The following is a 22135-nucleotide window of genomic DNA, read 5'->3' on the forward strand; positions in this document are numbered from 1 at the left end:
CAATATGAAAAAAATAATAGTACTGACCTCCACTTTGCTAATGGCGTTAACGGCCCATGCGTCTTCTGTGAGTATCGCTTTGGATACCGTTCCGGATCGCGATAATTCTGGCACGTATCGATATGTAGATAATTTGCTGGTGTCGTTAAGGGATAAAGGCTGGAAGACTGAAACGTTCGCTCGCAATACTGTAGGGGGAGAAAGTGAACGTCTCGCCAAGGTTCGTTCGGGTACGTTAGACATATCCATGTCCCAATACTCATCTGCTGCGCAATTTGTTCCTGAAATGCGCGTGTTACAGCTTCCCTACATTTTTAAAAATATGGATCATCAATATAATTTCTTTGTAAACAGCCATTATATGGATAGCGTAAATAGACGCTTATCCAGTGAAGGCGTCCGGATATTAGCGGTTGTGCCAACGGGAGGGTTTTTAGGTATTTTTAATGATGAAAAACCTGTTAAGACCGTAGCTGATATGTCGGGTCTACGGATGAGAGCATTGGATGAAAATCAGCAAACTATATACCAAAAAATGGGTGCAAATGGTGTACTGATACCATTTTCTGAAGTGCCGAATGCTCTACGTATTGGTATTGCAGATGGTTATCTTAATACGTCATCGGTACCTATTATATTTAACCATACAAAGCTGTTGAAGTATTTTACTGACGCGAAAGTAATTATGTCCGCCCGTTTGGTGTTGGCTTCTCAATATTGGTGGGACAATTTAACCCAAGCTGAAAAAGAGCAGTTTACGGCCATGTCGCTTGCCGCGCAAAAAGAAGTTTTTGAATGGGTAAAAGCTTCAGAACAGAATCATCATAAAGCCTTGGTTGAAGCTGGCATAGAAGTCTATGAGCCCACAGCAGAAGAGTTGCTAACCTTTAAAGCATCTGTGGCGACGATGAACCAACAAGTAAAAGGTGTGCCTTTTGAACGAGTGGTGCAGCTACAGAAGATGATTAGTGACTATAAAACTCATTAACAAACAGTACTTTTGATAGCACGAAAAAATGCAGCTCAGATGATTCTGAGCTGCATTTTTGTTTGCACGTTAAAGCTTATACAAGCTCTTTAAAGCAGCGTTTAAAGATTTCCATGCCTTCGTCGATGATGTCCATCTCGATGGTCAAAGCAGGTAAGAAGCGAATAACGTTGCCGCGAATACCGCAAGAAAGTAGAACTAGACCATTTTCTGCGGCTTTTGCAGATAGCTTTTTAGCAAGTTCAGGGTAAGGTTTGTTCACATCGCCATCGTGTACAAATTCCACTGCGATCATCGCGCCCGCATTACGGATATCACCAATAATGCTTGGGTACTCAGTTTGCATTTCTTCTAAGTGCTTAACGAAGTGAGCACCTACTTCTACTGCTCGGTCGCATAGTTTCTCTTCTTCGATAACATCAAATACCGCAAGACCGGCCGCACAGCCCACTGGAGAGCCGCCATAAGTGCCGCCTAAGCCGCCAGGAATTGGTGCGTCCATAATGTCTGCTTTACCAACCACAGCTGCGATTGGGAAACCTCCCGCGATGCCTTTTGCTGCTGTCATCAAGTCAGCCTCAATGCCTGCTTGCTCGTGACAAAACATAGTGCCTGTACGCGCGAAGCCTGCTTGAATTTCATCAAGAATTAACAAAATGCCATGTTCGTCACACAGTTTACGTAGCTTCTGCATAAAGCTTGCTGAAGCCATGTAAAAACCGCCCTCGCCTTGTACTGGCTCGATGATGATTGCCGCAACGCGAGAAGGCTCAATGTCGCAAGTGAAGCGCATTTGAAGGTCAGCAAGTGCTTGCTCTTCGGTAATGCCCAAGTAATCATTTGGGTAAGGGATATGGAAAATATCGCTTGGGAAAGGGCCAAAACCAATTTTGTAAGGGTTCACTTTACCTGTCAGACCCATGGTCATGTTCGTACGACCGTGGAAGCCACCGTTGAAAGCAATAATGCCCGGACGACCAGTGTAAGCACGGGCAATCTTCACACAGTTTTCCACCGCTTCGGCACCTGTGGTAACGAAGATGGATTTTTTCGGAGTGTTACCTGGTGCCGCTGCGTTTAGCTTCTCAGCCAATGCTACCGCTGATTCGTATGGACTAACCATCACACAAGTGTGAGTGAAGCGCTCAAGTTGTGCTTGTACCGCTGCCTTTACTTTTGGATGGTTATGGCCCGTATTTACTACTGCGATTCCTGCACCAAAATCGATGTGACGCTTGCCTTCCACGTCCCAGATTTCTGCGTTTAGAGCGCGGTCAACATAAACTGGCGCCATGTTGCCTTGCCCACGAGCAATAGCACTTTCTTTGCGTTTCTGTAGATCTGCATTGTTCATATTGTCTTTCACCTTTTAGAGCAAGCTCTATGTACATGAAGCGGCGTTAGCACCGCCTAAGAGTTAACGATAAGAGTGGTTGAGTAAGGTAAAGCCTTACGCCAAGCCGCCCATGCACAAGTATTTGATTTCCACATATTCGTCGATGCCGTACTGAGAGCCTTCACGGCCACTGCCTGACTCTTTCACACCGCCGAATGGCGCGACTTCACTAGAAATAATTCCTTCGTTGATGCCAACCATGCCGTATTCCAATGCTTCAGATACACGCCAGATACGCGCGATATTTTGGGAATAGAAGTAAGATGCCAAGCCAAATGGGGTATTGTTCGCCATGGCAACGGCTTCGTCTTCGGTTTTAAATTTAAACAATGGCGCAACTGGACCAAAAATTTCGTTAGAGAAAATGTCCATCTCTTCCGTTACACCTGTCAAAATAGTTGGCTCGAAGAACTGCGCGCCAGCAGCCGTGGCTTTGGAACCACCGATTAGCGCTTTCGCACCTTTTGCTACTGCATCACCAACAAGCTGTTCCACTTTACTGATCGCAGCTGGATTGATCAGTGGGCCAATATTGACGCCTTCAGCAAAACCATCGCCAGTTTTAAACGTCGCAACACGTTTGGCTAGTTTCTCTGCGAAGGCATCGTACACACCTTCTTGTACCAAGATGCGGTTTGCACAAACACAGGTTTGGCCGGCGTTACGATATTTAGAAGCGATCGCGCCTTCGACTGCAGCGTCTAGGTCTGCATCATCAAATACGATGAAAGGTGCGTTGCCGCCTAATTCCATTGATGTACGTTTCACCGTTTGTGCGCACTGAGAAAGCAATAATTTACCGACTGGTGTAGAACCTGTGAAAGACAACTTACGCACCGTTGGGTTGCCTGTTAATACGCCGCCAATGGCTTTTGCGTCTTTACCAACCACTACGTTCAAAACGCCCGCTGGAATGCCTGCCTGATGCGCTAATTCTGCTAATGCCAAGGCGCACAAAGGCGTTTCGTCAGAAGGCTTGATCACAATTGCACAACCTGCTGCAAGCGCAGGACCCGCTTTACGCGTAATCATGGCGATTGGGAAGTTCCAAGGCGTGATGGCTGCGACAACACCTATTGGCTGTTTGATGGTCAATACGCGCTTGTCCTTGGCGAAGGTTGGAATTACATCGCCGTTCAGGCGGCGAGCTTCGTCAGCAAACCAATCAATAAAAGACGCGCCATAACCGACTTCGCCCTTCGCTTCCGCAAACGGTTTACCTTGTTCCAAGGTCATCAAGGTCGCTAAATCGTCTTGGTTGTCTAAAATTAGCTGGTTCCAACGACGTAATAAGGTTGCACGCTCTTTCGCCGTGCGGCCCTGCCATTCTTTCTGTGCTTTTTCGGCTGCTTCAACCGCTTGTGTTGTCTCGTCTGCGCCTAAATCCGCAACATCGATAATATGATCACCGTTGGCAGGATTGGTAATAGCGAAGGTCTTGCCAGATTTAGCTGCTACCCATTCGCCACCAATGTACGAGTGACTTTTTAGTAGAGAAGGTTGAGATAGTATTGCTGTCATAAAACACTCCAGACTATATTGCGGAGGATGGTGAGTGCGCGTCACAGTGCCGCACTGTCAATGTCTATCGATAGTAGGCAATGGGCACAGTTTGAAAAATGAGAAGCTATCAATTCAATGTTTGAAGATGTTCAAACATTGACTGTCATTTACAGGTCAATGCGACAAAACCAATATTCTGTATCGATTCTGCATGATGACGTGGCGAGCGTGAAATACCTCCCTTTGGGTATAAATGACTTTTTAAGGGGATGGGGTGGAAAAGCACGACTTACGTCGTCATTAGGCGATTTTTGAGTATAATAAAGTTATCATTTAAAGGCTGTTTCGCCTGTAACAACAGTTTATCTGGACAAATTAAGAGGGTATGGAGTTGGCGCAAAAAAGAGCGGTTGTTCGTCAGAGCTTACCCGATGTCATTACGGCGGATTTACGTCAGCGAATTTTGTCTGGCGATCTTGCTGAAGGCGAGTTGATTCGTCAGGAATTATTAGCAGAAGAATACGATGTCTCGCGGATGCCCATCCGAGAGGCCTTAAAGCGTCTTGATGCTGAAGGCTTAGTGGTTTTCCAGAATAATCGTGGCGCGACTGTGACTCAACATTCACTGGAAGAAATTGCCGAAATTTTTGATGTGCGTATTTTACTGGAAGTCGATCTGTTTCAGCGAGCGATCCCAAACATGACAGTGCAACAAGTGGCTGAATGCGAGACATTGCTAGAAGCCATGGATGCTTCCTATCAAGCGGGTAACGTCGCCGAATGGGGGCCGTTAAATGGACAATATCACGCTAAATTGTACGAAGCGGCAGGACGTCATTTAACGGAAGCACTATTAGTACGAGTAACCTTGCAGGCTAACCGTTATGTCAGCATGCACATTGATAAACAAAATAAACGCGAAAGCGCCAGCCATGATCACCACGAGTTGTTGGATCTAGCGCGTCAAGGCGATGTGCTTGGGGCAACAGAGCAACTGCGTCGTCATCTGGTAAATACCAAACATCAAGTCATAGAATTCGTTAAACAAACTAGGGCACAGTAACCGTACTTTGCCCTATTCTGCTCACCCTTTCTTTAGCTTCAATAAATCCTCGTAAAGCGCCCGTGGAACCTCCAGCTCGTTACGCTCTAGATTAAACACTTGAGCTGCTTGGCGTCGTTGTGATGGAAGACGTGCACCTTGGTCAATCACATCGGCAAACAGTCGTTCTGCGCGATCATTGTTTTCAACGGCATGGCCGCCACTGAGCATATTAGGGTCAAACGCAATAATGATTTCACCATGATACGGAGCCTCTGGTTTACCCCCAGCTGCCTCCATACTTTCCTTGCTGGTTAGGTCATCGATCAGTGGCCCCGCCATTAATTCGATCATCAAGGATAACGCAGAGCCTTTGTGCCCTCCGAAAGTCAGCATAGCGCCATTCATGGCCGCTTCTGCGTCTGTCGTCGGGTTGCCTTCACTGTCTATCGCCACGCCTTCTGGAAGCGGTTTTCCAGCGCGTCGGTACAGCTCAATTTCACCGCGAGCGAATTGGCTGGTGGCAAAATCAAAGGTAAATGGCGCTTTGCCATGTCGTGGCCAACTGAAAGCAAAAGGATTGGTGCCTAGCAAGCCGCGTTTACCGCCAGCAGGGGCTACCCATGCATGGCTTGGCAACATGGCCATACCAACCAGGCCTGCCGCCGACAGCATTTCAACTTCTGGCCAAAGCGCTGAAAAATGAAAGCAACGATTTATCGCCAGAGCGGCGACGCCATTCTTCTTCGCCTTTTCTATCAATAAAGGCATCGCCGCTTTCATCGCCAGCAGCGAAACGGCATCGTTCGCATCGGCGCGAACAACTGCAGGACCCACATCACTAATGGTTGGTTCTGCAGTGCCGCTGGCGCGACCAGATCGAATGCTTTCAACACACATAAACAATCGATACAAACCATGGGAATGGCAATCACCAAGCTGGTTGGTGTAAATAATGTCAGTAATAGCACTGGCGTGTTCTGCGTTAAAGCCATTATTGGTGAGCACAGATTCACTGAGTTCACGTACCTGGTTTAGGCTAAGAGTAATATTGTCGCTCATGGTATCTCCCAAGATTCAATGAAATGCGTATAAAATCACTTAAAACGCAAAGCTGAATAGGCTTCAAGTGGAATACTTGATGGCTGGTGGTGTATTAACTCCGCAACCAATTCCGCAGTGCCTGCGGATTGCGTTAAGCCTAAATGACCATGTCCGAAAGCATAAATCACCCGCTTAGATTGGCTGGAGTAACTGATGACAGGCAAGCTGTCTGGCATAGAGGGCCGAAAGCCCATCCATTGTTTGCCATTTTCAATGTTCAGATCCGGTAAAAACTGAGCGGCTTTATCGAGCAAAATTTCGGAGCGCTTAAAGTTTGGCGCTAAAGACAAGCCACCTAATTCGACGGCGCCGCCAACCCGTACGCCACCGCCCGCCTTGGTGACCACAAAACCATGATTACTAAAAGTGATGTGGGTTTTTAAATCAAATGCACCAGCGGGCAAGGTTGTGTTGTACCCTCGTTCAGTATCGAGCGGCAAACTGTCGCCAATAGACAGGGCTAAAGCTTTTGACCAAGCGCCTGCTGCCAGTACGATTTGGCTGGCTTCATAATCCGCCGAATCGCATTTTAAGCCAACTAAATCCTCTTTTAAATCAATAGCATGAACCTCTGAAATGGCGATTTTACCGCCGAGTTTTTCAAACTCATTGGCCAAATGATCTGTCCAAATTTTAGGGTCGACAACATTTTTCCATTCTGGCGTAAAAACAGCATGAGTAAACCTAGGGTGAATGCCTGGCTGGATTTTGGCGATGGCCTGTGGGCAGAGCAGTAGCTCATAAACCACACCGTGTTCTTGGCGAGTCTGCCAGCCGGCAAGGCTGGCGTTGAACTCATCTTGTCCTTCGTAAAGCTGTAACTGCCCTTCGCGACGAATCATGGCTTCGCCATTAACAGCTTCAATCTGACGCTCTAATGCGGCTTTTGAAAAATTCATTAAACTGGCTTGCGCAGCTAAAGCGGCTTGGTATTTGTCTTTCCAGCTGGCGCGCCAGAAACGCAGCATCCAAGGCAATATTTTCAGTGCGTAAGCCGGACGCAAAGACAAAGGGCCGAGAGGATCGATCAACCATTTTGGCGCTTTGCGCATAATGCCCGGTGTCGCAAGAGGAATTACATCCGCAAAGGCGAACGCGCCTGCATTACCAGACGAAGTTTCAGCTGCGACGCCTCTACTGTCTAACACAAGGACTTGCTTGCCTTGCTGTTGAAGTTTTAGCGCTGTGCTTATTCCAATGATGCCTGCGCCAATGACGATGACATCATAGTGTTGCGAGTTCATAGTAACACTCCGTGGCGGAGCGGATCAGCAGGGTTGCTCATTATCTTGGCTTCTCTGGTGATAAAGGCTTGTCCAGTAATCGATGGCACGATAGCACCTTCTGGTACTTTGGCGGATGTGGAGAACTGATAACTCAACGTATAGCCGCTGCCGATAGTGCTTTCTTGGTAGATTTCTTCGCCAGGAGCGAGGCGCTGATCCGCTGCTAAACAGGATAAGCGAGCAGAACTGCCTGTGCCACAAGGCGAGCGGTCATAAGCATCGTCTGGGCACAAGACGAAATTACGACTGTGCCCTTTGTCTGTTAGTGCAGGTCCATAGAAAACAATGTGATCGATAATGCCACCGTTTTCTCCTTCAATACCATTGGCATAAATGTTTTCTCGTACCTTGATACCAACGTCGGTCAATGTCCGAATGTTACTGGGTAATACGGGCGTTGGGCTGTCATCAACAATAAAAAACCAATTGCCACCGTAAGCAATATCACCGACAACCGTACCGACGCCTTCTACATTCAGAGTAACGCCTTTTTTGAAGCGGTAACTGTATATGTTCTGCACTGTGACGGTATTGCTGTCGGTCAAAGTGACTTCAACAATGCCCACGGGCGTTTCTATCTTATGGGTGCCAATGCCTATTTTGCCAATGTGCGCCAGTGTCGCCGCAAGACCAATGGTGCCGTGACCACACATACCAATGACCGCCGCCGCATCAAAGTAAATTACCCCTGTAACGCACTCAGGGTTTGTTGGCTCGACCAACAATGCGCCAACCATGGCTTCTTGCCCGTAGGGTTCCATCACTAATGAGCGATAGAAGTCTTTATGTTCTGTCGCAAGGCGTTTGGCTCGTTCAGCTAAAGGCCCAGATCCAAGATCAGGGCCACCTTCTAATACGACGCGGGTTGGTTCGCCTTCCGTATGGCTATCGACAACAACTATCATTGTGTTACCTGCATTCTGTAATCACTCCACCTTGTTTAGACCAATCGGCAAACCACGTCTTGAACAAGGCATATTGTTGTTCGCAGTAATGGCGTTGGGCATCGTTCAATTCGTCCGTTTCATTGAAATGTAAGCGGTATTCCTCTTCTCCATTCAACACTAACAAATATTTGAAGAAAAGCACCAATTCTGGACCTTCATCAAAGCTGGCTAATACACTAAAGGCCTCTTCCAACTCTTTTGCTCGGACTCGCGCTTCGGCATTGCCGGCGGCCGCTTTGCGTGACAAATTTGCCAGTAGCAATACTTCTTTTGGTAATGCTGTGCCTATACCTGTGATCGCACCCACAGCGCCACAATTAACGAAACCATGGAATACCGCGGTATCTACTCCGACCATGAGTAACACACTGTCGTCTTTTGAGGTGATATTCTCCGCAGCATAACGAAGGTCGTCTTCACCACCAAACTCTTTAAAACCCACCAAATTTGCGTGCTCAGCACGTAAGCTGAAAAACAAATCAGCGCGCGTTGCGAACCCATACACTGGGCTATTGTAAATAATAGCAGGCACATCTGGTGCGGCTGACAATATCGCCTTGAAATGGTTCTTTTGCGCAGCAATCACTGTACCGCGAGACAGAACACGAGGAATCACCATCAAGCCTGCCGCTCCGACTTTTTGTGCGTGAGCCGCCAGCGCTACTGCGGACTTTGTATTAATCGCCCCAGTGCCGACCACTACAGGTACACCAGCATCCACCAAGCGCTCCACGCCTTCCATGCGCTCGGCATCCGTAAACAAAGGCCAATCACCCATAGAACCGCAATACACCACCGCCGACATCCCCGCCGCGATCATTTCCTTACCCTTCTTCACCAAGCCATCGAAATCGGGCGTGCGATCCGCCTTACAAGGCGTCATCAACGCCGGCATGATGCCGTTAAAAACACTAACATCTAACACTACATTACTCATCATTCGATACCTTTTCAAAGAAATTGGAGGAATTTGCTGACCATTAGTAAAAATGGATTTTGTATCCAAAATATACCGAGTGCAAAAAGTAGTCAATGAATTATCTGCATAGGTGCGATTTCTACAAAGATTTATACTGTTCTACTTGCTGGCTTTTGAAGAAGTGTGTTCTATATGTTTGCCTATAACGTTTAATAAGTTGTAAGAGGTTTGTTTGTCCTATTTAGATCAGTTCATGCAGCAGTGGAAAACGTATTTACAACAGCAGCTTTCCCTATGTGGTATGAACTATATAGTCTCGGAGGCTGGTGATGCTGCGGATATTAAGACGAATTCATTGGCGTATTTCAGTTGGCTTCGGACGACTTCTGGAGCCAATAAGAGTTTCGATGAATCAAGGGATGAAGTCGCTTGGATCATGCTGGAAAAGCAGTTAAAAGCCTTTGCGGAAAAAGCCGAAAAAGGAACGTTTGATCTAGTATCGAAGCTACACCTTGAGAAAAACCAAATTCAGATAGTTCTCAATTTTAGTTATGATGACGAGCAACATATCGTTTATGTGAGTTGAGCTCTGATTTCTTAATTATCGCGTTTCATCATAAGAAAATATTCTTGTCGTTTCCGAGAAGGAGGGTGTTGCTAAACCACTTCCGTTGATCTTGTAGGTCGCGTATTTATGCCGACAAAAAACTCGTTACAACAAATTTCGTCTTGTCGGGCTAAAGCCACGACCTAAAAAAACAATACAAATCAATAGGTTGTAATTTAGAAAACATAGGTTTCTCACGCAAAAGTCTCGTAATCATTAAGCCTTTTTCGCTGTCTTGTTCGGCAAGTCGGTAATCGTCCCTGCACCGAGCTCGGCAGCTAAGCCAACGGTTTCATGGAGGCTTGGGTGAGCGTGGATAGTTAAGGCGATGTCTTCCAGTGTGGCACCTAGTTCGATGGCTAGGGTCAGTTCTCCGAGTAATTCCCCTGCATGAGAACCAACGATACCAGCACCTAAGACGCGGTCTGTTGTTTCGTCATAAATGAGTTTGGTTTTGCCTTGGGTCACGCCGGAGGCAATGGCGCGTCCACTGGCACTCCATGGAAATACGGCGGTTTTAACTGGAATATCCTGCTTTTTCGCTTCAGTTTCGGTTAAACCAACCCAAGCCACTTCTGGGAAAGTGTAGGCAATAGAAGGAATAGCAAGCGGTTGAAAATCGACCTTGTGACCCGCAATTACCTCGGCGGCGGTATGGCCTTGGTGCGAGGCTTTATGCGCCAGCATCGGGCCATGAGTGACATCGCCAATAGCGTAAATATTGGGTACAGATGTTTGGCACTTATCATCAGTCAATACAAAACCACGCTCGTCTAATTTGACGCCAATGTCTGAAATACCAGCAGTTTTGCCATTCGGTGAGCGACCGACAGCAACCAGTACTGCATCGACAGCGAGCTGGCGTTCGCCATCTTTGTCCTTCAAGGTAACGTTTAACGCTTCTGGTGTGGCTTCTATATTGGTCACTTGGGTTTTGGTTAAAAAGCTCATGCGGTCTTTGTTGACTTGCTCGAAGACCTTCACAAGGTCTTTGTCTGCGCCTGTCATGACCTGCTCGCCAAGCTCGGCAACCGTAATTTTCGCGCCGAGTGATTGATAAACCGTTGCCATTTCTAAACCAATAATGCCGCCGCCAAGTATCAATAGGTGCTCTGGAATACGTTCGAGCTGTAGCGCGCTGGTGGAGTCTAAAATACGTGGATCGTCATATGGCACAAAGGGCAGTTTAATGGCACGAGAACCCACGGCGATGATGGCGTTTTTGAATGCTACTTTTTCTTCTGAACCATCTTTTGAGACTGTAATAGAGTTTGTAGAGTCAAACTTGCCTTCACCATAAAAAACCGTGACTTTTCGCCCCTTAGCCATCAGTGCAAGGTTGCTGGTTAGAGTGTCTACGGTGGATTGTCTGTGGTGTCGAATGGCTTCAAGATTGATAGTCGGCTTGGCAAATTGCACGCCATGAGCAGGCTCGTCAGCCATCAGGATTTTACCTGCAACATGCAAAAGCGCTTTGGAGGAAATGCAGCCAACGTTTAAACAAACGCCGCCCAAGGTCCTGTGGCGCTCTATCATGGCGACGTTTAAACCTAAATCGGCTGCTCGAAACGCCGTTGCGTACCCGCCAGGACCACTGCCCAACACTACTAAATCGTACATTATATTCTCCTCCTCCGGCTGTTTGATGAGGTAGGAAAGAATTCTACCTATCACTAGATAGGTAGAATATAGCTTGAGTATTCAAGTAGGGTCAATAAAATACCTATCACTAGATAGATAAATACATGAGATAAGTAAATGACAGCGGATAAAAACGACACCAAAACGAAAATTATGGACACGGCCGAAGGCTTTATCGTGCAAGGTGGCTATAACGCGTTTAGTTTTCGAGACATCGCCGACGCGGTGGGTATCAAGAGTGCGAGTGTTCACTATCACTATCCGACCAAAGCCGACTTGGTCTCTGCCGTGATGGCTCGTTACACCGAAGATTTTTCGACTCTACTACCAGAACCGCAGGATGAAAACATTGACGCCAAAACACTGTTGAATAGTTTCATCGATGGTTTTAAAACCAAGATAGTCGATCAGCGTAATATGAGTTTGTGTACTATGCTGACATCGAACAAGCCAATTTTACCTGAGGCGGTTTGTGTTGAGTTGGCTGCATTTTATCAGTTAATCTTAGATTGGCTGACTCAAGTCTTTATGCGTTTGAATGAAGCCACTGAAAAAATAGGATTTATGCAGGCGAGTCAACTACTTGCCTGTCTGCATGGGGCTTCAATTCTGGTACAAGGCACGAATCAGCCTGACTTTTTTGATCACGCTCTATCCGACTTTCGAAGTCGTTATCTATAAAACCATGCGAGATACTAATTTCAGGCATGGCATGATTGATGTATCATAAAGCTTCCATGTTTTATGCGAAAAGTTTGCTTAATGAGTCCAGCCGAAAAGCATTTATACAGTCCCACTTTTGAGTGGCGTTTTCTTCATCCACGTTTTTGGTTGACGTGGATTGGTGTATTTTTTTCGCTACTAATTGCCTATTTTCCTCAGCGCTGGCGAGATAAATTAGCCAGTTGGATCGCATGCCGTCTGTTGCATACCAAAAGCAGGGCTTTGAAAAGAGCGCGAGTGAATCTGGAGCAATGTTTCCCTGAAAAATCACTTGAAGAGCGCGAGGCGCTTTTGAAGAAAAGCTTTGAAACAGCAGCACAGTTTTTTATCGCTTATGGTGAGCTAATTGTGCGCAGTAAGCGGCATTGCGAAAATCGTTGTGTGATGTCTGGGGAAGAGCATTTGTTCCCTCTGTTGGAAAGCGATCAAAATGTAATTGCATTAGTGCCGCACTGTTGGGTCATTGATTACGCGGGTGTGATGTTGACAGTCAGAGGTCACAAAACGGTGGCCATGATCCGTATTCAGAAAAACCCAATCTTCAACTGGCTGATTCACTTACAGCGTATACGATATGGTGCGAGGGTTTATTGTCGCAGTGCCGGAATTAAACCCTATATGTCTTCGATCAAAGAGGGATATTTAGGGTATTACTTACCAGATGAAGATTTGGGTGCCCAGCACTCGGTGTTCACGCCCTTTTTTGCTTCAAACAAAGCAACCATGAAGGGCCTAGGGAAATTGGCAAGACTCAGTAATGCAAAGGTAGTGCCTATGCTACCCGCTTACAATGCCGAAACTGGCAAATATGAGCTTTTCATTTCTCCTCCGCTAGAGAACTTTCCTAGTGGAGATGAAACGACTGATGCATTGATAATGAATCAGGCGTTGGAGGCTATGATAGCCAAACATCCTGAACAATACATGTGGGTGCTTAATTTACTGCGAACGCGTCCTGATGGATCCCGTCTTTATTAGTGAGATGCTTCACGAAAATTGTCTATTAAGTGATAAACTACGGCCTACATAATTAGGCCGTTTTTATTTACTCTACAATCGACACCACAAGATGGAGCATTTCATGTCAGCAAGCTCAACCGCTACGGTAACGAACCTTGATGTCCAAGCCGTTAAAGACTATCTCCTGTCTCTTCAAGATCACATTTGCGCGACGTTAGAAAGTGTTGAGCCGTCTATGCGTTTTAAAGAAGATGCTTGGGATCGACCGAATGGCGGTGGCGGACGCACTCGTGTTATCGCCGGTGGTGAGGTTATTGAAAAAGGGGGCGTGAACTTCTCTCACGTCATGGGAGACAACTTACCGCCCTCGGCGACAGCAGATCGTCCAGAACTAGCTGGTGGGCGATTTGAAGCCATGGGAGTGTCTTTGGTTATTCATCCGAACAATCCAATGGCCCCGACATCTCATGCCAATGTACGTTTGTTTATCGTCTATAAAGATGGCATGGCGCCAGTTTGGTGGTTTGGTGGCGGTTTTGACCTGACACCGTATTATGGCTTTGATGAAGACTGTATCCATTGGCACCAAGCGTCTTACGATGCGGTTGAGCCCTTCGGTGAAGGTTATTATTCTCGTTTTAAAACATGGTGTGACGAGTATTTTTATTTGAAACATCGTGGCGAACCGCGTGGTATCGGCGGTTTGTTTTATGATGACTTTAACGACGGCAGCTTTGAGCATTGTTTCGGCATGATGCAATCGGTAGGTAATGCTTATACTGAAGCGTATTTGCCAATTTTAGAGCGTCGCAAAGATTTGCCATTCACAGAGCAGCAGCGAGATTTCCAACTGCATCGTCGCGGGCGTTATGTGGAGTTCAATTTGGTGTTTGACCGTGGTACGCATTTTGGTTTGCAGAGCGGATTGGGTCGGACTGAGTCTATATTGATGTCCTTACCGCCGGAAGTTCGCTGGACCTATGAGTATCAAATTGAGCCAAACAGTGAAGAAGCAAAATTAACTGATTATTACCTAACATCAAAAGAGTGGCTGGCTGCGCGCTAGTTGCGGCTTACTATTAGAAGAATTATCAAGGGAATACATTGTGGATCAATACGCTGTTGTTGGAAACCCGATTGCTCACAGTAAATCACCGAGCATTCACGCGCATTTTGCTGAACTAACAAAACAAGAATTGGCCTATTCTACCTTGCTTGGTGATGAAGCAGAGTTCGAAAACCAAGTCAGAGATTTTTTTGGAAAAGGCGGCAAAGGCTTGAATGTCACAGTGCCTTTTAAAGAACGTGCTTATGCCATGTGCGACATCTTAAGCCAGCGCGCCAAACAAGCGGGCGCGGTGAATACCTTGATGATGGGACGAAATGGTGACCTTTTCGGCGACAATACCGATGGAATAGGTATGGTTCGTGACATTGTTAGCAACCACGGACAAAGTTTGACCGACAAACGTATTCTTATTTTGGGAGCAGGTGGCGCGGTGCGTGGTGTGCTTGAACCTGTTTTGTCTGAAAACCCAGAATCTGTCACCATTGCGAATCGCACTCTTGAGAAAGCACAATCCTTGGCGGATCAATTTGATTGCCTGGCGTCGTCTTTTGAGGCGCTCGAAGGCCATTTTGATATTATTATCAATGGCACATCAGCGAGTTTGTCTGGCAGTTTGCCACCCTTAAAAGGTGAGCTAATAAACTCTGAAACATGGTGCTACGACATGATGTATGCCAAAGGGCGCACCATCTTTCTACAGTGGGCCCATGAGCATGGTGCCGATGGTGCTGATGGTCTTGGTATGCTCGTAGGCCAAGCCGCAGAAGCCTTTTATTTGTGGCGACAAATTCGCCCTGAAACGGCCAGTTTAGTTGAGGTAATGCGCCAACAGATGTAAATCTAGCGGTATTGGCAATCAGCGATAGAAAGGAAAGCAGTATGAAAGCGCAATGGTTCAGTTCGGTTGATCAAATAGGCGAAGCCAAATGGCAAGAGGCTATTGGAGAAACGCGATACCCGTTTGCGCAATTTGCTTTTCATCAAGCGTTAGAACAAAGCAAAAGTATTGGCGACGGAACTGGTTGGTACCCTGAATATTTGCTTGTAATGAACGATGATGACAGCCCTCTTGCCATCGCCCCAACCTATTTGAAAACCCACTCCCAAGGTGAATTTGTTTTCGATTGGTCTTGGGCGGATGCCTACCAGCGTTACGGCATGCGTTACTTCCCTAAACGTATCTGGGCAATTCCTTTTTCCCCAGTAACGGGTTTACGTATCTTCTCTCATCTAGACCCCAAAGGTGATGACGCTGAGTTTTCTCATCTGTACCCAGCCCTTGCTGAATTAATGACCCAAGCCAACCAAGAACGTGCGTTTTCAAGCTGGCATCTGTTATTTACCAAGCCAGAACACGCGGCGTTGTTCGCACCAAACAAAGATCTGCTGCACCGCATTTCCTGTCAGTTTCATTGGTTCAATCGTGATTACAAAGATATGGAAGATTACTTATCTCACTTCTCTAGCCGTAAACGCAAAACGGCACGTAAGGAGCGAGAAAAAGTCGCCAAAGAAGGCATTACACTGACTCGCACCATCGGCAAAGATTTAACCACAGCGGACATCGATTTCTTTTATCTGTGTTATCAATCCACTTACGCTAAACGTGGACAGCAAGGTTATTTAACTCGAGAATTTTTCGGTCAGTTAGCTCAGAATATGGGCGATCAAATCCTCTTGGTGCAAGCTTTCAGGGGTTACGAAGCCATTGCGGCGTCATGGTGCTTCTTCGACGATCATTCCTTGTATGGCCGCTATTGGGGCTGTATGGAAGAAGTCGATTGCTTGCATTTTGAGGCTTGTTACTACCAGGGTATCGAGTTTTGCTTGGAAAAAGGGTTACAGCATTTTGATCCTGGCACCCAAGGGGAACACAAAATCGCCCGTGGATTCGAACCAGTATTTAGCCACAGCGTCCACTACATCGCCCATGAGGGTTTCCGCGAAGCCATTGGCAACTTCTGTGAAGAAGAAGCGCAAGCTGTGCGTGAGTACCATCAAGATACCCATACACTGTTGCCGTTTAAGCAGGAAAGCTGATTACTGCCAATGGCTCGGTAGGAAATTTGCTTAATTTGGAGAAGCATTTCTCTGATATAGCACTGCCAAGGATGACACCATTTTCTCCATTTCTGCCCGCAGTTCTGGCGGGCCTATCACTTCCAGTTCTGCTCCAAAACGCAGCAGTTCAGTACAACCGTACGGCGTGTCTCCCACTGGAAATCTAGCATTATGCCAACCCGAATCATCTATTGGTTCTATCTGAGCTTGATTCACCGCATAGGAAGAGCAAACGTGTTGCATGATTTTCCTGCCGAGTGACGTTAAACGTACCTCGGCAATAATAGGAAACTGCATTACTTCCATTCGGCGTAAACTGTCTTGCCAAAATGCCGTTAAATTAAAGTCTTTGGGGCGTTCGAATATTTCATCTAGTAAGGTTAATGATTCAATACGAGAGACTCTGTATGTCCGCACGTCATTGTCTACCTGTGCGAGCAAATACCACTGCCCGCCTTTTAAAACGATGCCCAGAGGTTGTAGCTGGCGATTAATTTCGCCTTTCCAACTTTGATATTGCATGACAACACAGCGTTGTTCTAATACCGCAGTCATTAAGTCTGGCAAGTAAGTGACTTTTTCATCGTCAGAAAACCAATTGGGCGCATCCAGCAAAAATCGACTTTGTAAGCGGTCGATTTCTGGTCGTATGTTTTCTGGTAAGGCGGCCTTTAACTTTAATTGAGCATCCGCAAGGAGGGTGTCTATCCCCATTTTTTGCGCAGGACCAGACAACCCGGCTAAAAACAGTGTTTCCGCTTCTTTGGCGGAAAGTCCGTTCAAACGGGTGCGATAACCTTGTAACAACCGATAGCCACCTTGCACTCCTTGTTCGCTGTAGACGGGGACACCAATGGCGCTAAGTGCTTCGATATCCCGATAAACCGTACGAATAGAGGTTTCACAAGCGTCAGCCAATTCTGCAGCCGTGACCTTCTCGTGGGTTTGCAACATCATCAGCATTTTGAGTATTCGGCTGGCTCGCATGAGATTCTCCTTTCGTTGTTCTTTGTCGTCGAGCTAAGTTATTTCGCCAGTATAAAGCATAAACCTGACACTAGATGTCAGGTTTAGTCACTAATATAGCTCATGTAACCACCAAAAATGATCTAACAACCTACTGAGGTAACGGATATGAGCGAGATTCAAAGCAACCAAGGCACCATCACCCTGTACCATGCTCCACAAACCCGAGGCACTGGCATTTGGGTATTGCTGGAAGAGTTGGGGATTCCCTATGACATGAAAGTGCTGAATTTCAAAGCCGGTGAAAATCAACAACCAGAGTTTCTCGCTATCAATCCTTTGGGGAAATTTCCAACCCTTGTTCATAACGGCACTGCGGTAACAGAGCAAGTTGCCTGTTACACCTACTTGGCCGATCTGTTTCCTGAAAAAGGCTTAGCGCCCGCTTTTAACGATCCAAAACGTGGAGCGTATTTGCGCTGGATGGCCTTCCAAGGCAGCAGTTTTGAGCCCGCCGTGATCGACAAAGTGTTTAATCGCCCTGACGTCGCAGCGTCTCAATCATCCTATGGTAGCTTCGATAAAATGCTGCAAACGTTATTCGATCAAATTGCCAAAGGCCCTTATTTATTGGGAGAGGAGCTATACGCAGTGGATATTCTTTGGGGCTTGAGTTTGAAGTGGTGCCGCACGTTTGGGTTAATTACGATGAACCCTGTGGTCGATGCCTACATTGACCGTGTTACATCACGCCCTACCTTCACAAGAGTGGAGGAAAAAGAGCAAGCGTTGTTGCTTGCCCAGTCCTAATCAAACCTCTCAAAAACAAAGCATGAGTATCATCGGTTACTCATGCTTTTTTGTTTTTTTTAAAAGAGAAGATAAAACAACAAGGTTAGAAACGACTAAGCCATCTTATGTGCTGAAACACTTAAGTTTGGCGTGGTTAACTCTGTGCGAATTAGTTCTAAAAAGGCGTCTTTTGCACTGTGATATCCCGTGTTTTTATTCCAGATAAAATAGTTTGTGACAGGGTGCAATTAATTGAAGACATATCCTTCTACCCCGCCTATTTGCCTGAACTGTTCGTAAATCCCCTTTGGTACCAAAGACACGCCAGCTCCTGCGCTTACGCATCCTAAGATAGTGCCATAGCTAGCAATGCTGGTTATTTGAGCTGATACGCTATTCTGTTCTAGCCAGCTTTCAAGCGCTTTTCGATAAGGGCATCCTGTTGGCCACATGTAGATAATTTTGCCAATTAAATTGGTTGGCGATGTGATGGGCCCAAAAGAGGATGATGCAATTAGCACTAATTCTTCACGATAAATTTCGACACATTCGATGGCTGGGTTAACACATTTAACAGCAATGATTGCACTATCTAACTCGTGCTTTTCGACCGCTTCTTCTAAGTTTTTCCATGTGTTTGTTGAGAATTCTATGTCGACTTTTGGATGTCGCTGATGGTATTTCGATAGAAGTTTAGGTAATCGACTTGTTGCAGACGATTCAATAGCACCAATACTGACTCTCCCTGCGGGTGCGCTTTCTCTGGCTATTGCTCTTTTAGACTCCAGGGACAGTAGAAGAATTTTGTTTGCGTACTCCAGAAATAAGCTTCCTGATGGGCTCAGTATTACTCCTCTTCCCTTGCGAATAAGTAATGGTTCACCTAGCTCATCCTCTAGCTGTTTTATACGAGTGGTTATGTTGGACGGGACGCAATGAAGCTTTTCTGCCGCCTTAGCAATACTGCCTAAATCAGCAATGGCTTTAAACATGCGTAATTGTTGAAGTTCCATTTAAATGCTCACTTTAAGTGAATTATAAATTCAATATAAGTCACTTTTATTCATTTATCGAGCTGATTAAGATTCCAAAGTATTGGGAACTAACGCTTGTAATTTATATAGGGAGATTACCGTAGACATTATAATGCTTGGTGTATTTTCATTTTTCGGTGGACTGATTTTAATACCTGCTTTGTTGAATGCGTTACCTGAGCAGGCATTATCAACGGTGTTTGGTACCAATAAATTAGCCGTTTGGGCTGGAATTTTATCGTCCATTCGCTCTTACATGAAGCGTATCAACATTGTTTGGCGCATCATGATTCCAACCGCTATCTCTGCGTTTGTCTTTGCATATTTAGGCGCTAAATCTATTTCCAAAATACCAGAAGAATTAATGCAGTATTTGGTGTTTTTGTTGTTAATCTCTATGGCCATCTATACGTTTAGAAAAAAGGATCTTGGCCTAAATCATACCGTTCTTGTAGGCAAAAGAACTGAGGTTTTTAAAGGGATAATGTTCGGAGGTTTAATCGGTTTTTATGATGGAATGTTTGGTCCAGGAAGCGGAAGCTTCTTAATATTTCTCTTTATTCGAGGCTTTGGTTTTGATTTTTTGAATGCATCCGCATCGGCAAAGCTCATTAACATGGGAACGTTCACTGCCGCTCTGTTGTTTTTTATACCCAGTGGAAATGTATTGTGGCAGATAGGTGGAGTCATTGCTGTTTGTAATATTCTTGGCGCATTTGTTGGTGTGTTTCTAGCACTTCGATTTGGCAGCGGCTTCATTCGAGTGTTGTTTTTAATCTTACTGATTTTTTTAATTGGGCGTATGGGGCTTAATCTATTAGGCCTTTATAGTTAAATTAAGGGCATGAGTACTATCAGATACTCATGCCCTTTTGCATTCTAAGTCTGAGCATGACCTGTGGTCTTTTAAAAGTATTTTACGAGACCAATGCGAACGTTATGTGACTTGAAATCGGAGTCATAAGAAAACTTATCCGTTTGTGTTGCCCCTGCATTGTTAGTGAGTAAGCTGTCTTTATCGGCAATATTAGAATACTGAGAGTAAATATAATCGCCTTGCAAGATTAAGCCATTATCAAATCTATGTTTGATGCCAATATTGGCGGATACCCCAATCTCTGTTTTATCATTATCTGAACTTGTTTTAGCGTCTTGGTCATCAATAAAGCTGAACTTATAATTAAATTGACTAATGACTGGGCCTGCACTCAATTGAACCATAGTACTGCCAAAACTGTAGCCAATGGTGGGTCTGATGGCCAAAGAGAAGTGACTTTTTATCCTTGTATCCGTTGTATTTTCTAACGTGCTACTTGATGTGTAGAGGGTTGTCGTACTTGTTTTTTCATTGAACCCCATGACAGTTAAGTCGGCCTCAATACCGTAAAGGAAATTGTCATGTTGTTTTAAATAACCTAAAAGAGCCGATGCCGTTGCAGAAGAGCCCGATACCTCTTTCTGAAAGGTACTATTTAGTTTGTCTATGTTTTCTGTGTTGAAGTAGCTACCGTCAGTGACGGTCGTGTCTGGATCCGCTTTACCATGCAGCGTGCCAATAGTTAGGCTGCCATATAACCCAGCCCAGCTTGTATCTGAATCTGCAGCTACAGCAATGGAGCTCGTGGTTGCTGCGAATGATAAAATTGCGCAATGTAAGAATGTGTTTTTGTTGAGTGTGGTCATGCTCTAATTCCCTTTAGAATTATTTAAGGTCTCGAAGTATATATATAACGTAAAAAAAAACAGAATAAAAAATGAATTCTTTATTCTGTTTTTGACACTGATCGATTCTTTTCCACTATTTAGTGACTATTAAACCTCTTGATGCGGACCGAACAATTCATAATGAATGCGGTCTGCTTCAACCCCAAGAGTCAACAATTGCTGTTTAACAAACATCATGAAGCCAACAGGCCCGCATAAATAGAACTCGCCATTCGTCAGTGGTAAGCTGTCTTTGATGACATCCAGTTGCATCATGCCTTTTGTTACGCCCTCTTCTTCGCTTTTGGCTTGTTCGTACCAAGTATGAACGGACAGATTTAAATGGCCTTTTAGGCTGTTTACATGCTCTTTGAAGGAATGTTGACCTTTATGAGCACAAGCGTGTAAATAGCTCACAGGGTGGCTGTATTGCTGCTTAGCGAGTGTATTTAGCATGGCTTGCATTGGTGTTAAGCCGACACCACCAGAAATCAATACCACTGGTGTTTGCTTGTCTTGGAAAACGAAGTCTCCAGCGGGTGGCATAGCTTCAATTTCGTCGCCTACGTTTAAGTGATCGTGTAGATAGTTCGACATCACGCCAGCTATGTCACCGTTTCCTTCGCGTTTGACGCTGATGCGATAGCTTTTGCCATTTGGTGTTGTGGATAGAGAGTATTGACGTATCTCATCGAACTCATTGCCTTTTGGATGTAACTTAACGCCCAAGTATTGGCCGGGCTGATAATCGATTACGGCCCCGCCATCGACTGGCTCAAACACGAAACTAGTCACTAAATCAGATTCTGGTGTTTTAGATGCCACGCGGAAACGACGGAAGTCTTTCCAGCCGCCTTGTTGCGCCGCGCGTTCAGCATAAAGGTCGCCTTCTACCTTGATAAAAATACCCGCTAGTTGTGTGTAAGCTGCTGCCCAAGCTTCTTCTACGTCTTTGGTGAACGCTTCTTGTGCCAGTTCACGCAAGGTTTCAATCAGGTGATGACCAACGATGTCGTATTGATTTGGTTGGATGTTAAAACTGGTGTGCTTATGAGCGATACGCATCACGGCGCTGGTTAGCACTTCTAGATTATCGATGTGTGTAGCGTACGCCGCGATGGCATTGAACAAAGCCGCCGGTTGGCCACCGGTTCTTTGATGCGTCATGTTGAACACATCTTTTAGTTCTGGGTTATGAGAAAACATGCGTTGATAAAAATGCTCTGTAATCGCTGTGCCTGCAGAAGCAAGAAGCGGGATAGTGGCTTTTACTGTGTCTATGTGTTGTTGAGATAACATTTTTGTATCCTTTTAAGTGGATGATTAAAGTCTTGTTATCTTTTCTATAGCGAAGCCCGTGCCAACTAAAAAATAGTTATTTAAATCAGTTGTT

Annotated in this window: 21 protein-coding genes; 10 read left to right on the forward strand and 11 right to left on the reverse strand. The window is 45.6% G+C overall.

All coding sequences use genetic code 11. The features are described from left to right. Nucleotides 1-4: 4 nt before the first annotated feature. Nucleotides 5-988 (forward strand): TRAP transporter substrate-binding protein, encoded by a 984-nt coding sequence (locus tag DFP77_RS01520; RefSeq protein ID WP_114410537.1) that lies wholly within the window; start codon nt 5-7, stop codon nt 986-988. A gap of 76 nt (nt 989-1064) precedes the next feature. Here DFP77_RS01520 and gabT read toward each other — a convergent pair whose 3' ends face one another. Together gabT and DFP77_RS01530 are read right to left on the reverse strand one after the other, a co-directional pair. After that, nucleotides 1065-2342 carry a 4-aminobutyrate--2-oxoglutarate transaminase gene (gene gabT, locus DFP77_RS01525; protein ID WP_114410538.1) on the reverse strand — a complete coding sequence of 426 codons (1278 nt, stop codon included), beginning with the start codon at nt 2340-2342 and terminating at the stop codon, nt 1065-1067. Nucleotides 2343-2438: 96 nt separating this feature from the next. After that, entirely contained in the window at nt 2439-3905 is a 1467-nt protein-coding gene (locus tag DFP77_RS01530; protein WP_114410539.1) for an NAD-dependent succinate-semialdehyde dehydrogenase, read from the reverse strand. Between the two features lie 373 nt (nt 3906-4278). Here DFP77_RS01530 and DFP77_RS01535 point away from each other — a divergent pair, with 373 nt between their 5' ends. Further along, complete coding sequence (locus DFP77_RS01535; protein ID WP_114410613.1) at nt 4279-4950, forward strand: GntR family transcriptional regulator; 672 nt, start codon at nt 4279-4281, stop codon at nt 4948-4950. Between the two features lie 21 nt (nt 4951-4971). On the opposite strand, the gene DFP77_RS01540 is transcribed toward DFP77_RS01535, so the two are convergent. From DFP77_RS01540 to DFP77_RS01555, 4 genes are read right to left on the reverse strand one after another with little or no spacing between them, the layout of a single operon-like run. Further along, nucleotides 4972-5991 carry an Ldh family oxidoreductase gene (locus DFP77_RS01540; RefSeq protein ID WP_114410540.1) on the reverse strand — a complete coding sequence of 340 codons (1020 nt, stop codon included), beginning with the start codon at nt 5989-5991 and terminating at the stop codon, nt 4972-4974. Nucleotides 5992-6026: 35 nt separating this feature from the next. Further along, nucleotides 6027-7277, reverse strand: a complete 1251-nt coding sequence (locus DFP77_RS01545; protein WP_114410541.1) for an NAD(P)/FAD-dependent oxidoreductase — start codon at nt 7275-7277, stop codon at nt 6027-6029. Beyond that, nucleotides 7274-8224 carry a 4-hydroxyproline epimerase gene (locus tag DFP77_RS01550; RefSeq protein WP_309477149.1) on the reverse strand — a complete coding sequence of 317 codons (951 nt, stop codon included), beginning with the start codon at nt 8222-8224 and terminating at the stop codon, nt 7274-7276. Before DFP77_RS01550 ends, DFP77_RS01545 begins: the two co-directional genes overlap by 4 nt. A gap of 4 nt (nt 8225-8228) precedes the next feature. Continuing rightward, nucleotides 8229-9206 (reverse strand): dihydrodipicolinate synthase family protein, encoded by a 978-nt coding sequence (locus DFP77_RS01555; RefSeq protein WP_220235512.1) that lies wholly within the window; start codon nt 9204-9206, stop codon nt 8229-8231. A 211-nt stretch (nt 9207-9417) separates the two neighbouring features. Between DFP77_RS01555 and DFP77_RS01560 the strand changes: the two genes are divergently transcribed. Then, complete coding sequence (locus DFP77_RS01560) at nt 9418-9771, forward strand: hypothetical protein (protein ID WP_114410543.1); 354 nt, start codon at nt 9418-9420, stop codon at nt 9769-9771. Between the two features lie 237 nt (nt 9772-10008). Here the strand turns inward: DFP77_RS01560 and lpdA are convergent, their stop codons facing one another. Next, the gene (lpdA, locus tag DFP77_RS01565) at nt 10009-11412 is read right to left on the reverse strand and encodes a dihydrolipoyl dehydrogenase (protein WP_114410544.1); all 1404 of its coding nucleotides are present in this window, start codon (nt 11410-11412) and stop codon (nt 10009-10011) included. Nucleotides 11413-11550: 138 nt separating this feature from the next. Here lpdA and DFP77_RS01570 point away from each other — a divergent pair, with 138 nt between their 5' ends. The 5 genes from DFP77_RS01570 to DFP77_RS01590 all read left to right on the forward strand — a co-directional run bounded on the left by DFP77_RS01570 (nt 11551) and on the right by DFP77_RS01590 (nt 16225). After that, on the forward strand, nt 11551-12114 hold the full coding sequence (locus DFP77_RS01570) for a TetR/AcrR family transcriptional regulator (protein ID WP_114410545.1): 564 nt from the start codon (nt 11551-11553) through the stop codon (nt 12112-12114). Between the two features lie 81 nt (nt 12115-12195). Beyond that, nucleotides 12196-13134, forward strand: coding sequence for a lauroyl-Kdo(2)-lipid IV(A) myristoyltransferase (gene lpxM / locus DFP77_RS01575; RefSeq protein WP_114410546.1), 939 nt, complete (start codon nt 12196-12198; stop codon nt 13132-13134). Nucleotides 13135-13237: 103 nt separating this feature from the next. After that, on the forward strand, nt 13238-14182 hold the full coding sequence (gene hemF / locus DFP77_RS01580; protein WP_114410547.1) for an oxygen-dependent coproporphyrinogen oxidase: 945 nt from the start codon (nt 13238-13240) through the stop codon (nt 14180-14182). Nucleotides 14183-14222: 40 nt separating this feature from the next. Continuing rightward, nucleotides 14223-15023: a shikimate dehydrogenase gene (gene aroE, locus DFP77_RS01585; RefSeq protein ID WP_114410548.1), complete on the forward strand. Its 801-nt coding sequence runs from the start codon at nt 14223-14225 to the stop codon at nt 15021-15023. Between the two features lie 41 nt (nt 15024-15064). After that, entirely contained in the window at nt 15065-16225 is a 1161-nt protein-coding gene (locus tag DFP77_RS01590; RefSeq protein ID WP_114410549.1) for a GNAT family N-acetyltransferase, read from the forward strand. 30 nt (nt 16226-16255) lie between these two features. On the opposite strand, the gene DFP77_RS01595 is transcribed toward DFP77_RS01590, so the two are convergent. Then, nucleotides 16256-17233 carry a helix-turn-helix transcriptional regulator gene (locus tag DFP77_RS01595; RefSeq protein WP_114410550.1) on the reverse strand — a complete coding sequence of 326 codons (978 nt, stop codon included), beginning with the start codon at nt 17231-17233 and terminating at the stop codon, nt 16256-16258. Between the two features lie 147 nt (nt 17234-17380). On the opposite strand from DFP77_RS01595, the gene DFP77_RS01600 reads away from it, so the two are divergent. Then, the gene (locus DFP77_RS01600; RefSeq protein ID WP_114410551.1) at nt 17381-18022 is read left to right on the forward strand and encodes a glutathione S-transferase family protein; all 642 of its coding nucleotides are present in this window, start codon (nt 17381-17383) and stop codon (nt 18020-18022) included. Between the two features lie 230 nt (nt 18023-18252). Here DFP77_RS01600 and DFP77_RS01605 read toward each other — a convergent pair whose 3' ends face one another. Continuing rightward, complete coding sequence (locus DFP77_RS01605; protein WP_220235513.1) at nt 18253-19017, reverse strand: LysR family transcriptional regulator; 765 nt, start codon at nt 19015-19017, stop codon at nt 18253-18255. A gap of 133 nt (nt 19018-19150) precedes the next feature. On the opposite strand from DFP77_RS01605, the gene DFP77_RS01610 reads away from it, so the two are divergent. After that, complete coding sequence (locus tag DFP77_RS01610) at nt 19151-19873, forward strand: sulfite exporter TauE/SafE family protein (protein ID WP_220235514.1); 723 nt, start codon at nt 19151-19153, stop codon at nt 19871-19873. A gap of 71 nt (nt 19874-19944) precedes the next feature. On the opposite strand, the gene DFP77_RS01615 is transcribed toward DFP77_RS01610, so the two are convergent. Together DFP77_RS01615 and hmpA are read right to left on the reverse strand one after the other, a co-directional pair. Next, nucleotides 19945-20721, reverse strand: a complete 777-nt coding sequence (locus DFP77_RS01615) for an outer membrane protein (protein WP_114410552.1) — start codon at nt 20719-20721, stop codon at nt 19945-19947. A gap of 129 nt (nt 20722-20850) precedes the next feature. After that, the gene (hmpA, locus tag DFP77_RS01620) at nt 20851-22041 is read right to left on the reverse strand and encodes an NO-inducible flavohemoprotein (RefSeq protein WP_114410553.1); all 1191 of its coding nucleotides are present in this window, start codon (nt 22039-22041) and stop codon (nt 20851-20853) included. Between the last annotated feature and the right edge of the window lie 94 nt (nt 22042-22135).

Source organism: Marinomonas foliarum (genome assembly GCF_003337275.1).
GTDB classification, from domain to species: Bacteria; Pseudomonadota; Gammaproteobacteria; order Pseudomonadales; family Marinomonadaceae; genus Marinomonas; species Marinomonas foliarum.

Bases quoted from the DNA above. Each gene is read 5' to 3' on its own strand.
- DFP77_RS01520 (WP_114410537.1), top strand. From the start codon at position 5: ATGAAAAAAATAATAGTACTGACCTCCACTTTGCTAATGGCGTTAACG.
- gabT (WP_114410538.1), bottom strand. From the start codon at position 2,342: ATGAACAATGCAGATCTACAGAAACGCAAAGAAAGTGCTATTGCTCGT.
- DFP77_RS01530 (WP_114410539.1), bottom strand. From the start codon at position 3,905: ATGACAGCAATACTATCTCAACCTTCTCTACTAAAAAGTCACTCGTAC.
- DFP77_RS01540 (WP_114410540.1), bottom strand. From the start codon at position 5,991: ATGAGCGACAATATTACTCTTAGCCTAAACCAGGTACGTGAACTCAGT.
- DFP77_RS01545 (WP_114410541.1), bottom strand. From the start codon at position 7,277: ATGAACTCGCAACACTATGATGTCATCGTCATTGGCGCAGGCATCATT.
- DFP77_RS01550 (WP_309477149.1), bottom strand. From the start codon at position 8,224: ATGATAGTTGTTGTCGATAGCCATACGGAAGGCGAACCAACCCGCGTC.
- DFP77_RS01555 (WP_220235512.1), bottom strand. From the start codon at position 9,206: ATGATGAGTAATGTAGTGTTAGATGTTAGTGTTTTTAACGGCATCATG.
- lpdA (WP_114410544.1), bottom strand. From the start codon at position 11,412: ATGTACGATTTAGTAGTGTTGGGCAGTGGTCCTGGCGGGTACGCAACG.
- DFP77_RS01570 (WP_114410545.1), top strand. From the start codon at position 11,551: ATGACAGCGGATAAAAACGACACCAAAACGAAAATTATGGACACGGCC.
- lpxM (WP_114410546.1), top strand. From the start codon at position 12,196: ATGAGTCCAGCCGAAAAGCATTTATACAGTCCCACTTTTGAGTGGCGT.
- hemF (WP_114410547.1), top strand. From the start codon at position 13,238: ATGTCAGCAAGCTCAACCGCTACGGTAACGAACCTTGATGTCCAAGCC.
- DFP77_RS01590 (WP_114410549.1), top strand. From the start codon at position 15,065: ATGAAAGCGCAATGGTTCAGTTCGGTTGATCAAATAGGCGAAGCCAAA.
- DFP77_RS01595 (WP_114410550.1), bottom strand. From the start codon at position 17,233: ATGCGAGCCAGCCGAATACTCAAAATGCTGATGATGTTGCAAACCCAC.
- DFP77_RS01600 (WP_114410551.1), top strand. From the start codon at position 17,381: ATGAGCGAGATTCAAAGCAACCAAGGCACCATCACCCTGTACCATGCT.
- DFP77_RS01605 (WP_220235513.1), bottom strand. From the start codon at position 19,017: ATGGAACTTCAACAATTACGCATGTTTAAAGCCATTGCTGATTTAGGC.
- DFP77_RS01610 (WP_220235514.1), top strand. From the start codon at position 19,151: ATGCTTGGTGTATTTTCATTTTTCGGTGGACTGATTTTAATACCTGCT.
- DFP77_RS01615 (WP_114410552.1), bottom strand. From the start codon at position 20,721: ATGACCACACTCAACAAAAACACATTCTTACATTGCGCAATTTTATCA.
- hmpA (WP_114410553.1), bottom strand. From the start codon at position 22,041: ATGTTATCTCAACAACACATAGACACAGTAAAAGCCACTATCCCGCTT.